Genomic DNA, 14,744 nt, shown 5'->3' on the forward strand with positions numbered 1-14,744 from the left:
TCGAGGTCTGTGCTCTAGAGACAGGCGCCGGCGCAAAACATTCCCGAACCGCTTTAAAGCACCCCGAGGCATCGGGGTGCTTCAGCCTGAAACCTAGGCGGCCGCCTGATCCGAAGCAGCCTGGCGCTTGCGGGCACGCCGGGTCGACGGCCAGTTGGCCAGGTCCACCTCTTCGCGGATCTCGGCACACACTTCGATCACGCGGCTCAACTGGGAATACGTGTGGTTGCAGTTCACCGACAGTCGGATCAACGCACGCTTGGATGCCGTAGCCGGCGCACAGAACACCGATCCGAATACCCCGCGCGACTCGAGCGCGTCACGCAGCACGATGGTCTGCTGCTCGGTGCCGGCTTCTAGTGCGATCATCTGGCCCTCGCCGCTGTCGACGTTGTAGCCCAGCGCATCCAGATGACGACGCAGATATGCCGCGTTGGCATGCAGGCGCTCGCGCTCATGGTCCGCGCCCTTGATCAGATCGAGCGTACGAGAGAGTCCTGCGATATCGTGCGGTAGCAGCGATGAGCTGAAGATCGCCGGAAACGAGTTGAACTTGATGAACTGGCGCAGTCGTTCGCTGCAGGCGATCAGACCGGCGCGCCCGGCAAAGGCCTTGGCCAGGCTTGCGGTCACGAAATGGACTTTCGACTGCAGGTCGAGACCCGCAACCAGGCCGCGTCCCTGATCGCCATGGGTGCCGAGCGAGTGCGATTCGTCGACGATCGTCACACAGTGATGGCGATTGGCGACGTCCACAATCTCTTCGAGCGGCGAAATACTGCCCGTGGTGCTGTAGACCGAGTCGACGACCACGATGCCGGGGCCGTTGCGTTCGATCATGACTTCGAGATGCTTCGGGTCGTTATGGCGGAACGGCTTCCATTCCAGCCCCGCGCTGCGCACGCCTTCCCAGAGCGATGCATGCGCGAACATGTCGACATAGACCGGCGTACCAGGCGCCCCGATCGCCTGGATCAGCCCGACATTGGCGGCATAGCCCGACTGGCATAGCAGGCTGGACTCCATGCGCATCCAGCGCGCCATGCGACGCTCCAGATGCAGTTGCGGACTGTCGCCATGAAGATAGACGCCCGACATCACCACCGTGTTGTCCGAACCCCGGAGACTGTCGATCTGGGCCTGCAGCACTTCCGGATGATTGGCGAGGTCCAGGTAGTCGTTGGTGACCATCAGGATGGCGTCCGCGCCCGGCTCGCGCCCGTGCATGATGTGCCCGCCTTTCCAGGTCTTCTCGACGCGCTCGCGGAAATAATGATCCACGTGTTCGCTGAGGAATTCGGGCTCGGGCATGGACGTCGGGCGCAGCGGCGAGCAACTGGATACGTTGGAATTAGTCATGGCAAACCTGTGTCGTTGTCGTGAAATAATGTAAGAAGAATTGTGATATTCGAGATTGACAATATTTGTCACCCCAAATACATTTCACTTTTCCTAGGTATAACAAAATTCCGCTTCACACAAGACAGCTTACGCCGGTCTCGGAAAAGTAACTTTTTCCCATTTCTCCATAGTGGTCGAACATCAGCTGCACGCTCTCGACCGCTCGTATGTCAAAGCACGCATGTGCTTTTCCACCGCAGGCTTTAGAGCTAGCGTAATCGCTCGGCAGTAAAAGACATGGGCGACCGAGCCCGCCAGCCAAAGCTGTCGAACGGGGCTCGGCGCCGACGCTACATCAGCGAGTAGCCAACCGTATCCAGCCACTCCAGGTAGCGATTGAAAGTCGAGTTCGGCGCCGTGACATCGCTGTCAGGCAGCCCCGCCTCGAAGACAGCCCAGCGATAACTGCGCTTACCCTCGAGTCGCGTCGCCACGCGGATATGTGATTTCCACTGACGGTAGGGGTCACTTGTGACGTTCTGCGCCCCATTCAGCATAGCCGGGTCCAGGAGATTATCTCCCGTGCTCAGTAACTTGAGGCATTCCTGTGGTGCGCCACTGGCCTCAACCTGCTCTATGAGCCGCTGTTGCTGATCCGCGTCGACCAGCACCAGCCGATAGAGCTCACCGTCGCCGTCCACAAGCAGGAAACCGGCAGGATCATCCGTCATGTAGTACTCGACGAAGTCGTAGCGTGCCCGGAGATTCTTCAGCAGCGTCTCGACCGCAGGATCGCGCAACAGGTCCGGTACTCGAACGTCGAATACGTCGGTGGCCGCACTGAAGGTATCGAGAATATGCGCGTGCTGGAGCTCACGAATCGTTTGGTTGAGTTGCTCGTAGACGTTCCGCTCGCTCTTTCGGATAAACCGATCGATTACGCCCTTGTTAAAGGCTTCGACGGCCTCGACCTCCGTCGCGACCCCGGTAAACAGTATTTTCTTGATATGCGGATTGCGAATCTGGCGGCAGAACTCCAGACCGTTCATCTGCGGCATGGCGTAATCCACCATTGCGATCGATATCTGGGAAAAACGGTTGGTGAAATACATCTCACGCGTGATCGCATCGGTGTCGAGGCTCACCTTGCGTTCGCCGCCGCCTCCGGACAGGGCTGAACCACCGTTATCGAACCGGAAAAAGCGCTGGCGCGACGGTGCCTCACTTTCTCGGTCGTTGATATAGCCAAGCGCCTTATGGGTCGAATCGAATAACAGGTAGGGAAGATCCGCTTCGAGTTGCAGGCTGAGATTGCCTAGAAAATCGATATCGTCATCGACGAGCACGATCTGTGTGGGATGAAAATACGGCGCCAAACGGGTGTCATTCATCGGGGTCTACCGCTGGGAAGGTCAGTACGAATTCGGTATAGCGACCGAGCGCAGAGTGACAACGAATATCGCCGCCGAAACTCTCCATAACCAGTCTCGAGAAGGCCAGACCTATACCTGTGCCCTGCCCGCGTGGCATAGCGGAGTAGAAGCGCTCGAATATGCGCGGCAATACATCAGGGTGTATGCCGGGACCTGTGTCACGAAAATGCAGCCGGTGGGCCCCGGCGGCACTGCGCTCGGTCCAGATTCGGATACTGCCGTTCTCGTCGTCAGCCTGGGCAAGAAAATAAAGCGCGTTCTTGAGCAGATTGAACAGCAGGTGGACCGTCAGTAGTTGAGAGCCGAAGAACGCGAAATCGGCGCCCTGCTCCCAGCTCACTCGCTCGCGTTCACGCGCCGAGTGGAACGGGTAGCGCTCCAGCGCTGCTCCTACGCACGCGCCAATTCGCACGACCTCGAATGAAGTCTCGTCGATCGTCGTACGGCTTGAATTGACCAGCAGCATGTCGAGGATGACGTTCGTGTACTCCGTCTCGGCATTGATGCGATCGAGTACAGCGTGCATCTGTCTATAGTGAGCCGTGCGGACACGTTTGACCGGTAAACCGTGTTCCCGGGCAAGTTCAAAGCCTTCGAAGATCGCCGGCAGATAGTTCTGCAAACCACGTGCGCCGCTGCGAATACCGAGCAAAGGAGTACGCAGTTCGTGCGCCATGGTGCCCACAGCGGAGGTGATCGCCGCCAGCTTTTCGCGCGCGACAAGCTCGGTCTTGTAGTTGAAGGCGCTGCCCGCGAGGATTGCAAACACATAGGTCGGCACCAGCGGCAACAGGTCGTCCGCCTGCGCGGCCAGATCGCCGCCGACCAACTGGAAAACCCCGCATGCCGCGCCCGCGCCGACAACCGCCATAGCGAGAATCATCAGCCAATCGAATACGATCAGCACCATCAGCAGGCAAGCCGCCATGGTCGAGAGCGCCCAGACGGTTGCGAACTCGTTCATCAGCGACATGAATACAAAAAAGAACGGTAACTGATAAACAACGATCAGAAACCAGTAAAGCGTTACCTTACGACGCCAGAAATCGCTGCGTGAAAGCCGATGCTCGAAGAGCATGGGCAACGCCACGAGCACGCTGAAAGCACGCAACCATGCGCTTTCAAAGCCCTGCGGTTGAAATTCGGTCCAGCAAAGGTAATAGAGCGGGTGGCCGATAACAGCAACAATGGCGAACATGCGCATGTTCGCACGAGAATAGACCGCGCTTTGAGCTAACGAGGCTGCGAGGCGAACACGTAAACGCCGCCAGGTCTGCGGTGCCTGTGGAGTACGCAGACTCAGAGAGCGAGAGAAAAACACAGGGAGCGCCCCCCTTCCGGATTCGCCCTAACGCGCGGATAATTGGAAATATGTTCGAACATCGATTCATCCTATACGTAGACCGCTCGAATTCGTAGCATCAGCCTTGTTCCCATGCGTCGGCAACCGCCCACGCAACCTGCAAGGTTATACTCGGCTGGGCCGCCCACAGAACACGGTATGCATACCAACGCCATGCACGCTTCAAGGCCCGCACTATCGCGTAAGGCGTGCTGTCTTTCATTGGGACGGCGACGCAAGGCGCCATGATGAACACACTTCGCAATCCGCGCCTGACGATCCGGTGGGCATTGGGTGTCGTCCTCGCTGGTCAGCTCACGACCATACTGATCGCATGCCTGCCGGGTACGGCCGCCCTCAGCGCTCTCCTGGCCATCGAGGCGATTACGGGCATCGCAGCGGGCCTGCTTTGCTGGATAGCCCTGCATGCCACTGACCCCGATCGCGCCAAGATCATCAGCCCTCTCATTACCTGGCTCGACAACATCGACCTGGCCGGTGACAGCCGCCAACGCCCGCCGATCTCGGTCGAAGGCGCCGACTCGCATCTGGTCGCGACCATCGACAATCTCGTATATCGCGTACAGCGGTATCGCGACAAACTGCTGGTACGCCATCAGCGCGTTCAGCGCCTGCTGCGCAACGTCACCGACGTGCTATATCACACCGACAGCGACGGCCGAATCAATTGGGTGACGGAGACTGTGAGCGATATGCTCGGCTACCGCACCGCCGAACTTGAAGGCCGGCTGTTGCGCGACCTGCTCGCGGATCCCGACAAGGACGAAAAGCCGTTGCTGTACAGCACCCAGCTTCGCCGCCACCCTACCCGGGTGTTTCGCCGCGACGGGAGCGTGGCCTGGCTACTCATATCGTCGCGCCGGATCGACAATGCAAACGGCGAGCCGGTCGGCAGCGAGGGCGTATGTCGTGACGGCACGCGTCTGATCGAAACCCAGCACGCTCTGGACGACGAGAAGGAACGCGCTCAGGTAACTCTCGCGTCTATCGGTGACGCCGTAATCACGACCAATGCGCACGGCGAGGTGGACTATCTCAACCCGCGTGCAGAACAGATGCTCGGCGTGCCGATGGCAGACGCCAGTGGTCAGCATTTCGACACCCTGTGCAATTTCGTCGATTGCGAACGCAACGTCACCGTCAACGGCCTGGTTCAGGAATGTCTCAACAGCGGCACCGTTCACGAGCGCGACGAGAATCTCACGCTCTACGACCGTGCCCCGCAGACCACCGGTCATACGGTGAAGGTCACGATCTCCCCGATCCGGGATACACATCAATGTGTGGTCGGCACGGTGATCGTGCTGCACGACATCACCCGCCTGCAGCAGATCTCGCGCGAGTTGGCGCACCAGGCCAATCACGATCTGCTCACGGGTCTTCCCAATCGGCGGGCCTTCGAGCATTTGTTAAGCGAGTTCCTCGCCGAAACCGGCCAAGGGCGCCAGCACGCGCTGTGCTATCTCGACCTGGATCAGTTCAAGCTGGTCAACGACACCTGCGGGCACGACGCCGGCGACGAAATGCTACGCCAGCTTTCCAACCAGATTTCCGGGCAGGTTCGAGCCGGCGATACCGTCGCCCGCTTGGGCGGCGACGAGTTCGGACTGATCATGCGCGATCTGTCCCTGACCGACGCCAGGATCAAGGCGGAGGCGCTGCGCGCCGATATCGATCGTTTTCGGTTCCGCTGGAACGACAAACTGTTCCGCCTGGGCGCCAGCATCGGCGTCGCAGCCATCGACCGGGAAGCGGTCAGTACCACGGAACTACTGCGCCGAGCGGATACCGCTTGCTACTTGGCCAAAGAGAAGGGGCGCAACCAAGTCTATATCTATCGCGGCGACAGCGACGAAACACTGACCCGCCATGGCGACATGCAGCGCATGCAGCAGATCAGCGAAGCGCTGGATAACAACCGTTTCGAACTGTTCGCCCAGCTCATCCAGCCGATCGACGAAAGTCTGCACAAACCGTGCGGCGTTGAACTGCTTTTGCGGATGCGCGACAGCAACGGCGCTATTCTTTCGCCGCAGAATTTTCTGCTCACGGCCGAGCGATACAACGTTGCGGCACGTATCGATCGTTGGGTGCTCAAGCGCGCAGTCACGCTAATCGCAGCCGCCGGTGACGACCACCGGCCGATAGAGCACTACAGCATCAATATCTCCGGGCAGTCGATCACCGACGAGCACTTCGTCGACTACGCGCGCGGCCTTATTACGGGCAGCACCGTGGACCCGCGCCGACTGGTCTTCGAGATCACCGAAACCACCGCCGTGACCAACACCCGGCGTGCCGGCGAGTTGATCCGGTCGTTACGTGCCTTGGGCTGTCGTTTTTCGCTGGACGACTTCGGCAGCGGATTGAGTTCGTTCTCCTACCTGAAGAACCTGCCGTCCGACTTCATCAAGATCGACGGGAAGCTGGTCTCGAATATCCTCCACGACCCGGTCGAGCGCTCGATCGTGGAGGCCATCAATCAGGTCGGCCAGGCCATGGGGTTGCTCACCGTCGCCGAACATGTCGAATCCCGCGCGTTGCTCGACGCGCTGCGTAATATTGGCGTGGACTATGCGCAGGGCTATCACGTCGCCCGACCGATTCCGTTCGAGATGCTTTCCAGCAGCATCGGCTCACGCCAGCGAATCGTGCGCGCGCGCTGAACGCTTGCCCTGGGGATCTCGAATCCGCTTAGGGCGTGGCTCGCGTAAGCTCTGGTCATCCGTCGAATCAGAGAACACATCATGTCCGGCTTCAAGAAACTGATCGCCCTGTGTGCCCCGGGGCTGCTCGCTGCCTGCAGTGTCATGCCCGCGGACAACTTTCCGGTCGAGGAACAGGTTGATATCGACCGCTACATGGGCAAGTGGTATGTCATCGCCCATATTCCGCCGAGCGTGACCGAGAATGCCTACAACTCGATCGAACGTTACGAGCAGATCGAGCCCGGCAAGATCGCCACCACATTCACCTATCTCGAAGGCGGCTTCGACGGCGAACAAAAGACCATGAAGCCCACTGGCAGCGTGATCGAGAATACCGACAACGCCGTATGGGCCATGCGCTTCTACTGGGTCATGCGTATGCAGTACCTCATCTCCTATGTGGATGCGGACTACCAGACGACGATCGTGGCGCGCGAAAAGCGCGACTATGTATGGATCATGGCGCGCACCCCGCAAATCGACGATGCCACCTATGACTCGCTCGTGCAGAAGGTCGCCGACTACGGCTACGACACATCGAAGCTGCGCAAGGTCCCCCAGCAGCCACTCGACCAGCGCAGCGATGGCTGATCCGTATCGCTGATCGTTCCAGTATCGCGGTGAATAGCGAACCAGCCGGTATCGATCGCAGTGTGACCGTAACGTCTTGAGTACAGAATCCGCCGACGAGCAGCAGCCGCGTGACGAGTGGCGCCGGTTGTCCGGCCTGTGGCCCTATCTATGGGCACACCGAACCCGGGTGGCCATCGCACTCGCCCTGCTCGTCGGCGCCAAGGGTGCGACGGTCGTCCTGCCCATCGTGCTCAAGCATATCGTCGACGCGCTGGACGCGAACGAAAGCGCGCGTGTCGCTCTGCCGGTCGCCCTGCTGCTGGCCTATGGAGCCCTGCGCCTCGCCTCGGTCCTATTCGGCCAACTGCGCGATCTGGTATTCGGGCGTGTGACCGAGCGCGCGATGCGCCGTATCGCGCTCAACGTGTTTGAGCATCTGCACGCGCTCGATCTGGATTTTCACCTGTCGCGACGCACTGGCGGTCTGTCGCGGGACATCGAACGCGGCATCGGCGGGATCAGCTTTCTGCTGCGATTCATGCTGTTCAACATCATTCCGACCCTGCTCGAGATCGCGATGGTGGCGGGCATCCTGCTGTTCTATTACAGCGCCTGGTTCGCGGTCATCGTGCTCGTCAGCGTGGTCGTCTATATCGCGGCCACCACGCTGCTCACCGAATGGCGCACCCGACACGTGCGCGAATCCAACCGTCTAGACGCCCAGGCCAACACCCGTGCGGTGGACAGCCTGCTCAACTACGAGACGGTCAAGTACTTCGGCAACGAACGCTATGAGGCCGATCGCTACGACCGCGAGCTGCGTGGCTGGGAAGCCGCCCTGCGCCGCTCGCGCCTGTCGCTGGGCACGCTCAACACCATTCAGGCCACGGTGATCGCGATCGCAATCACCGCCATGATGATGCTCGCCGGATCACGGGTGGTCTCCGGCGACATGACGCTCGGCGACCTGGTGATGATCAACGCCTACATGATCCAGCTGTTCGTACCGCTGAACTTTCTCGGCTTCGTCTATCGCGAGCTGAAGAAATCGCTGGCCGACACCGCGCGCATGTTCCGCCTGCTGGATGTCGAACCAGGCATCGGCGATGGACCGGATGCACAGGCCCTGACCGCCACGCGTCCGGAAGTACGCTTCGAGAACGTCCAGTTCGGCTACCAGCCGGAACGCCAGATATTGCGCGGTATCGATTTCACCATCTCGCCCGGACGCAAGCTGGCCGTGGTGGGCCAGTCCGGTGCCGGCAAGTCGACCCTCGCCCGGCTGCTGTTTCGTTTTTACGATGTCGATGCCGGGCGAATCACGGTCGACGGTACTGATATACGCGAACTCACGGTCGCCAGCCTGCGTGACGCAATCGGCGTGGTGCCGCAAGACACAGTGCTTTTCAACGACACCATCGAATACAACATCGCCTACGGACAGCCGGATGCCGATCCCACCGCAATCGCCAATGCCGCTCGCATGGCCCATCTCGACGGCCTGCTCGCTCGATTGCCCAACGGCATGGATACCCTTGTCGGCGAGCGCGGCCTGAAGCTCTCCGGCGGTGAGAAACAGCGTATCGCCATCGCCCGTGCGATTCTCAAGAGCCCCGCGATCCTCGTATTCGACGAGGCCACATCATCGCTCGACAGCCACGCCGAACAGGCGATCACCGCTGCCTTGGCTGAACTCGCCGCCGATCACACCACGCTGGTCATTGCCCATCGGCTCTCAACGGTCGTGGACGCGGACGAGATCGTAGTCATGGACGACGGCTCGATTGTAGAACGCGGCACGCATGCGGCGTTGCTCGCAGCCGACGGCCGCTATGCCGCGATGTGGCGGCTCCAACAGCGCGAATCGGCCCAGCCGATCGCCTGACTTGAATCAGGCGACCGCGCGGCGGCGCGTCAACAGGCTTGCCAGCGCCACCGCGGCCAGTACCGCCACCGCGATCGAGAAACCGATACCGGCCACCCGCAGCCCGATCGTATCCGCCACCACGCCAATACCCACCACCGGGATCGATATCGCGATATAGAGCACCACGAAGAACGTCGAGGCCACCTCGCCTCTGCGTTCGGTCGGACTCGCAGCGGTCACGGCCCCCATACCGGCCCGGAACGCCACGCCCTGGCCGACACCGGCCACCAGGGCGCCGCCGACAAGCAGCCCGAGTGACGAGGCAATGATGGCAAGTGCGACCAATGCGATGCCGGCAATCAACCCGACACAGCCCACCGGGAGCCGCCAGCGCTCGGGCAGCCGTGCCTGGCCAATCTGACCAACCGTAGAAGCCACGAACAGCAGGAACACCACCGCGCCGGTCAGCGCATGGTTGGAATAATTCAGGATCTGGCCCATGAAGGCGGGTGCGATGGCCGTGAACAGACCCAGCACCGCAAAACCGGCAAAACCCGCGATCGCGGCCGGCACGAATACGCCGCGCACCTCGGGCGGCACCTGCAATGACTGGATTCGCAGACGCGGTCGCGCGGGCCGGCGCGCGGTCTCGGGCGCCAGGACAACGGCCATCCCCGCCAGCGCGATGAGCGCCAGATCAACGATGAAGCAGAGCGTAAGCGGCGCCGGCAGATACTGCGACAGCACCCCGGCAAACAGCGGCCCCAGGCCAAGCCCGCCCATGTTGGCCGCAGTCGCGATCAGCGTGGCACTGCCGGCCCAGGCCGCCGGTGCGAGTTCAACCACGGCCACGGTCGCCGTGCCGGTGAAGATCCCCGCCGAAATGCCGGACAGCACGCGCCCGATCAGCAACGGCGCAAGCCCGCCGCCCCACAGAAACGCACAGGCACTCGCCGCCGAGAAGAGCAGACCGGCAGCCAGCATCGGTCGGCGCCCGATCTGATCCGACCAGCTGCCGGTCACGATCAGCGCTCCGATCACGCCGACTGCATAGGCAGCAAAGATCACGGTGATGACCAGCTGTGAAAAACCCAGCTGTTCCTGATAGATCGGATACAGCGGCGTGGGAAGCGTCGTGCCCATCATGGTCACGACAAACGTAAGCGCGACGGCAAAGAACAGCGCCGCGGAACGGTGGGTCTCGGTCATGCCTTCGGTCCCTGGAAAAACCAGTACGCGTCGTATCAACAGCTGATGCGCAAGGCGTCAGAGACTAACAGGCTTCATTATGCAGCGACATCGATGACAAGGCCCGCGCATAAAAAAGGCCCGGCAATTGCCGGGCCTCTACAAGCGCAATATCAAGCGTTGATCAGCCTGCCTCGAACCAGCCCTCGATCTGGTCGGGATGCTCGTCGATATAAGTCTGGATCGCTTCCTCGTAGCTGCTTTCCTGCGCCTCGTACATCGCTGCCTGGAGTTCTTCCAGTTCCAGTTTGTAGTTGCTCAGGAACGCCGCGACTTCAGGATAGTCGCTCTCGAAGCCCTTACGCGCGATCACGTCGACATGCTGCGCTTCGCCCAGCGTGCCGTTGGGATCATCGAGGAAACGCAGGTCCCAGCGGCCGAACATCCAGTGCGGTGTCCAGCCCGTGACCACGATCCATTCTTCACGCTTCTCGGCACGCGCGAGCGCCGCCGTCATCGCTGCGCCACTGGCCGAGACCAGGCGATACTCGTCCAGGCCATAGTCGTCGATGGTCGTATCCGACAACTGCATGAGGCCGGCGCCCGGGTCGATGCCCTGAATCTTGCCGTCGAGCTTTTCCTGTACGGCTTCTTTCTTCAGGTCCTCGATCGAAGCCAACTGGTCTTCGGGAATATAATCCGGCACGACCCAACCGAGACGTGCACCTTCATAGATTGTGCCCAGGTTCTCGACGTCGTCCTTCACCCGCTCCATATAGTCCGCATGGGTGTCGGGCAGCCAGGCCATGAGCATGGCGTCGAGATCGCCATTGGCTACGCCCTGATACTGCACGCCGATTGCAGACAGCGTCAGCTTGACGTCGTAATCGGTGTGTTCTTCGATCAGCTGCTTGGCCAGCTTGGTGACGAACTCGGCATCGGACCAGGCGGTCCAGCCGAACTCGATGGTATCGTCGGCCGCCTGTGCGCAACCTAGCGTTCCGACCGTCAGGCCCGCCGCGATCGCGGCCGTGCCCAACCATTGCTTGAACGAATGATTCTTCATGCCTTCGGTCTCCCTTCGTATGATCTCGTGCCTCGGCAGCGTCACGTGGACGCCGTCGTGAAAATCAGGCCGAACGCGTTGTCTCGGCGCGCCCGAAAAACTGTTTGAGCCGGGTTATCACGCCCTCTCGCTGGCGATTCGGCTGGGCGAAACTCTGTGTGAGGCGGTCGAGGATGATCGCCAGGATCACCACGCCGAGTCCGCCTTCGAAGCCCACGCCCAGACGCAGCTGCTGGATACCGGCAAGCACCGGGTCACCCAGGCCACCCGCGCCGATCATCGAGGCGATCACCACCATCGACAGCGCCAGCATGATCGTCTGGTTGATGCCGGCCATGATCGACGGCAACGCCAGCGGCAGTTCCACCTTGAACAGCAACTGCAGCTGATTGCAGCCGAAGGCGCGACCGGCTTCGACGTTCTCGGTCGGCACCTGGCGGATGCCCAGATTCATCAGCCGGACCGCGGGCGGCATGGCAAAGATCACGGTCGCGATCGTGCCCGGCACGCGGCCGGTGCCGAAGAAGATCACGGCCGGAATCAAGTAGACGAACGCCGGCAGTGTCTGCATGAAGTCGAGCACGGGCCGAACGGTCGCCGCAAGCAATTCGCTCTTGGCCATGGCAACACCGATCGGCAAACCGACCCCGAGCGCGGCCAGCGTGGCGGCAATCACCAGTCCCAGCGTATCCATGGACTCGGGCCAGAGATCCATGCCGAGCACAACATACAGGCCGACCAGCACGAACAACGCGAACTGCCAGCCCACGCGCCAGAGCGCGAGAACGGCCAGCACGCCGAATACCAGCTGCGGCGGCAGGTAATTGAAAAACTCGGTGAGATTGTCGGCCACGAAACTGATCGTGTTCGCCACCGCAACGAAGAACAGCTCGAAATGGTCCTGCATGAAATCGACGACGGCGGTGAACCCTTCGCCGATCGGCAGCTCCATGACGAAAGCCTCTTTGAGCGACTGCCAGAGCGAGCCGATGCCGGCCTCCAGGCTGATCATGCGGCCCCCTTTTCGGTGCGGTTGAGCGTGTGCAACAGCGTCGCGCGCGAGATCGTGCCCTGATAGCGACCGTCGCTATCGACCACCGGTACGGGATACGGGCTTTCCGCGACCTGGGTCATCAACTCGGTGAGCGGCGTGTCCGCCACGACCGGATTCACGTCCTCGAGGAAGGCCTGCTCGATACGGCCTTCCTCGCGACGGCCGAGGCCGTCGATGCACGCAATCAGCGAGTCAATGCTGACCACGCCCTGATACTTGCGGCTTCGATCATGGACCACCGCCGCCGACCCGTCGTACTCGCGCAGCCGCTCCAGCGCGGCACGCACGCTCACGCCGGGGCGTTCCATGACCGTTACATGGTCCTTGCGCGCCACATCGGCCGCCGTGAAGACATGGCTGACGTCCACCCCACGGAAGAAGGAGCGGACATATTCGTTGGCCGGCTCGCGCACGATCTCCTCGGGTGTGCCCACCTGCACGACCGCCCCGCCCTGCATGATGGCGATGCGATCGCCCACTCGCATGGCCTCGTCCAGGTCATGGGTGATGAACACCACCGTGCGCGAATGCTCGGCCTGCAACCGCAGCAATTCGTCCTGCATTTCCGTACGGATGAGCGGATCGAGTGCGGAAAATGCTTCGTCCATCAGCAGGATACCGGGATCGACCGCCAACGCGCGGGCCAGACCCACGCGCTGTTTCATGCCGCCCGACAGTTCATCGGGATAGCTGTTCGCATTGGCCTTGAGACCGACCGCCTCGAGCGCGGCAAGCGCTTTCTTCTCGCGCTCCTCACGGCTCATGCCGCCGACGGCGAGGCCGAAGGCCGTGTTCTCGAGCACGCTCTGATGCGGCATGAGCGCAAAGGACTGAAACACCATGCTGATCTCGCGCCGACGCAGCTCGATAAGCTGCTTGCGGGTCATACGGGTGATGTCCTGGCCGTCGATACGGATAGCGCCCGCCGTGGGATCAATCAGCCGATTGAGCATGCGCACCAGCGTGGATTTGCCGGACCCGGACAGCCCCATGACGACGAATATCTCGCCCTGCTCAACTTCGAAGCTGGCATCGGACACGCCGACCGTCATGCCGGTGGCGGCAAAGATCTCGTCCTTGCTCTGACCACGCTTGATCCGATCCAGCGCACGCTTTGGATGCGCGCCAAAGACCTTGTAAACGTTCTCTACTGATAGTTTCGTGCTCAAACGCGTCCCCCGACGCCGAGTAGTCGACTGGCTTTTTACCCTAACGCAAGTTTCGCACCACTGTCCTATTCCGCTGCAATGCGCAGCCACGGGAACGCGACGGCAGACATCAGTCCAGCGCGCGCAGCCAGAAAGTCAGCCGCTTGTCGGTTTCGGTATCCGAGTCGATATCCTGCCAGGCATAGACCGCGCTGATATCGTCGCGGCGCGCGAAACCACGCTTGTGCCAGAAACGGTCCAACGGCTCGTAGCCGGTCGGGCGCAAGGGGTGATCCGCAGACCGTTGTACCGCGCAGAAACAGGCATGGCTGAAATCGCCCACGCGCCGGGCCCAGGCTTCGCGTTCGTCAAAGAATCGGTGGCCAATCCCGTGCCCGCGATAGGCGGGCAGCAACAGCGACTCGCCGAAATAGAACACCATCGACACATCGAAACCGGCATCGGCCAGAGGCTGACGAAAAGCCGGCTCTTCATCAGAGAGTGGCAGCGCAGTGGTCGCGCCGATCAGCGCACCATCGTCGTGCACCAGAAACGCGAGCGAGCGCGGCGAGTTCACATAAGTGGCCAGATACTCGCGCTCGTAGTCGACATCGCCGTCGTACAGATAGGGGAAATCTCGAAACACGCGAATGCGCAATGCGGCGAGCTCCTCCACATACGGCGCGATCTCGGCGCCGCTGCAACGGCTATAGCTCAACTGCCCCATTGACGCCCTCTCTGCCGGTATTGCACTAGGCGCAGTGTAAGACTGGCGCGCATGTATGTGCATCCCGACGACGGCAGATCCAGGCGCTTCGCACACGTCGACGCGCCGACAGGCGACAAGAAGAGTCTGTCAGAACCGATGTAGGGGGAAAAGATGGTGGCCGGAGGTGGAATCGAACCACCGACACTGCGATTTTCAGTCGCATGCTCTACCAACTGAGCTATCCGGCCAGATCGTGGAACCGATCTTGGAGAGCGCGTATTAAACCGACCCGAG

Annotated in this window: 11 protein-coding genes and 1 tRNA gene; 3 read left to right on the forward strand and 9 right to left on the reverse strand. The window is 61.1% G+C overall.

Annotated features, from left to right (window positions below):
• Positions 1 to 93: 93 nt before the first annotated feature.
• The 3 genes from cqsA to SADO_RS04390 form a co-directional block, all read right to left on the reverse strand.
• Positions 94 to 1,359, reverse strand: coding sequence for an alpha-hydroxyketone-type quorum-sensing autoinducer synthase (gene cqsA, locus SADO_RS04380; protein WP_353109530.1), 1,266 nt, complete (start codon positions 1,357 to 1,359; stop codon positions 94 to 96).
• 332 nt (positions 1,360 to 1,691) lie between these two features.
• Positions 1,692 to 2,717, reverse strand: coding sequence for a response regulator (locus tag SADO_RS04385; RefSeq protein ID WP_353109532.1), 1,026 nt, complete (start codon positions 2,715 to 2,717; stop codon positions 1,692 to 1,694).
• Positions 2,718 to 2,724: 7 nt separating this feature from the next.
• Positions 2,725 to 3,978, reverse strand: a complete 1,254-nt coding sequence (locus SADO_RS04390; RefSeq protein ID WP_353109534.1) for a sensor histidine kinase — start codon at positions 3,976 to 3,978, stop codon at positions 2,725 to 2,727.
• Between the two features lie 383 nt (positions 3,979 to 4,361).
• On the opposite strand from SADO_RS04390, the gene SADO_RS04395 reads away from it, so the two are divergent.
• The 3 genes from SADO_RS04395 to SADO_RS04405 all read left to right on the forward strand — a co-directional run bounded on the left by SADO_RS04395 (position 4,362) and on the right by SADO_RS04405 (position 9,303).
• Positions 4,362 to 6,803: an EAL domain-containing protein gene (locus SADO_RS04395; protein WP_353109536.1), complete on the forward strand. Its 2,442-nt coding sequence runs from the start codon at positions 4,362 to 4,364 to the stop codon at positions 6,801 to 6,803.
• Positions 6,804 to 6,884: 81 nt separating this feature from the next.
• The gene (locus SADO_RS04400) at positions 6,885 to 7,436 is read left to right on the forward strand and encodes a lipocalin family protein (RefSeq protein WP_353109538.1); all 552 of its coding nucleotides are present in this window, start codon (positions 6,885 to 6,887) and stop codon (positions 7,434 to 7,436) included.
• A 76-nt stretch (positions 7,437 to 7,512) separates the two neighbouring features.
• A complete protein-coding gene (locus SADO_RS04405; protein WP_353109540.1) occupies positions 7,513 to 9,303 on the forward strand; it encodes an ABCB family ABC transporter ATP-binding protein/permease in 1,791 nt (596 codons plus the stop codon).
• A 6-nt stretch (positions 9,304 to 9,309) separates the two neighbouring features.
• On the opposite strand, the gene SADO_RS04410 is transcribed toward SADO_RS04405, so the two are convergent.
• The 6 genes from SADO_RS04410 to SADO_RS04435 form a co-directional block, all read right to left on the reverse strand.
• Positions 9,310 to 10,494 (reverse strand): MFS transporter, encoded by a 1,185-nt coding sequence (locus SADO_RS04410; RefSeq protein ID WP_353109542.1) that lies wholly within the window; start codon positions 10,492 to 10,494, stop codon positions 9,310 to 9,312.
• A 163-nt stretch (positions 10,495 to 10,657) separates the two neighbouring features.
• Positions 10,658 to 11,539 (reverse strand): glycine betaine ABC transporter substrate-binding protein, encoded by an 882-nt coding sequence (locus tag SADO_RS04415; RefSeq protein WP_353109543.1) that lies wholly within the window; start codon positions 11,537 to 11,539, stop codon positions 10,658 to 10,660.
• Between the two features lie 64 nt (positions 11,540 to 11,603).
• Positions 11,604 to 12,551: an ABC transporter permease gene (locus tag SADO_RS04420; RefSeq protein ID WP_434547877.1), complete on the reverse strand. Its 948-nt coding sequence runs from the start codon at positions 12,549 to 12,551 to the stop codon at positions 11,604 to 11,606.
• Positions 12,548 to 13,762 carry a glycine betaine/L-proline ABC transporter ATP-binding protein ProV gene (gene proV / locus SADO_RS04425; RefSeq protein WP_353109545.1) on the reverse strand — a complete coding sequence of 405 codons (1,215 nt, stop codon included), beginning with the start codon at positions 13,760 to 13,762 and terminating at the stop codon, positions 12,548 to 12,550. The genes SADO_RS04420 and proV overlap by 4 nt, the downstream gene beginning before the upstream one ends.
• A 109-nt stretch (positions 13,763 to 13,871) precedes the next feature.
• Positions 13,872 to 14,468: a GNAT family N-acetyltransferase gene (locus SADO_RS04430; RefSeq protein WP_353109547.1), complete on the reverse strand. Its 597-nt coding sequence runs from the start codon at positions 14,466 to 14,468 to the stop codon at positions 13,872 to 13,874.
• A 154-nt stretch (positions 14,469 to 14,622) separates the two neighbouring features.
• Positions 14,623 to 14,698 (reverse strand) — tRNA-Phe (locus SADO_RS04435).
• Positions 14,699 to 14,744 lie beyond the last annotated feature (46 nt).

Origin of the sequence: Salinisphaera dokdonensis CL-ES53, assembly GCF_040361215.1 — a bacterium.
Lineage (GTDB): Bacteria > Pseudomonadota > Gammaproteobacteria > Nevskiales > Salinisphaeraceae > Salinisphaera > Salinisphaera dokdonensis.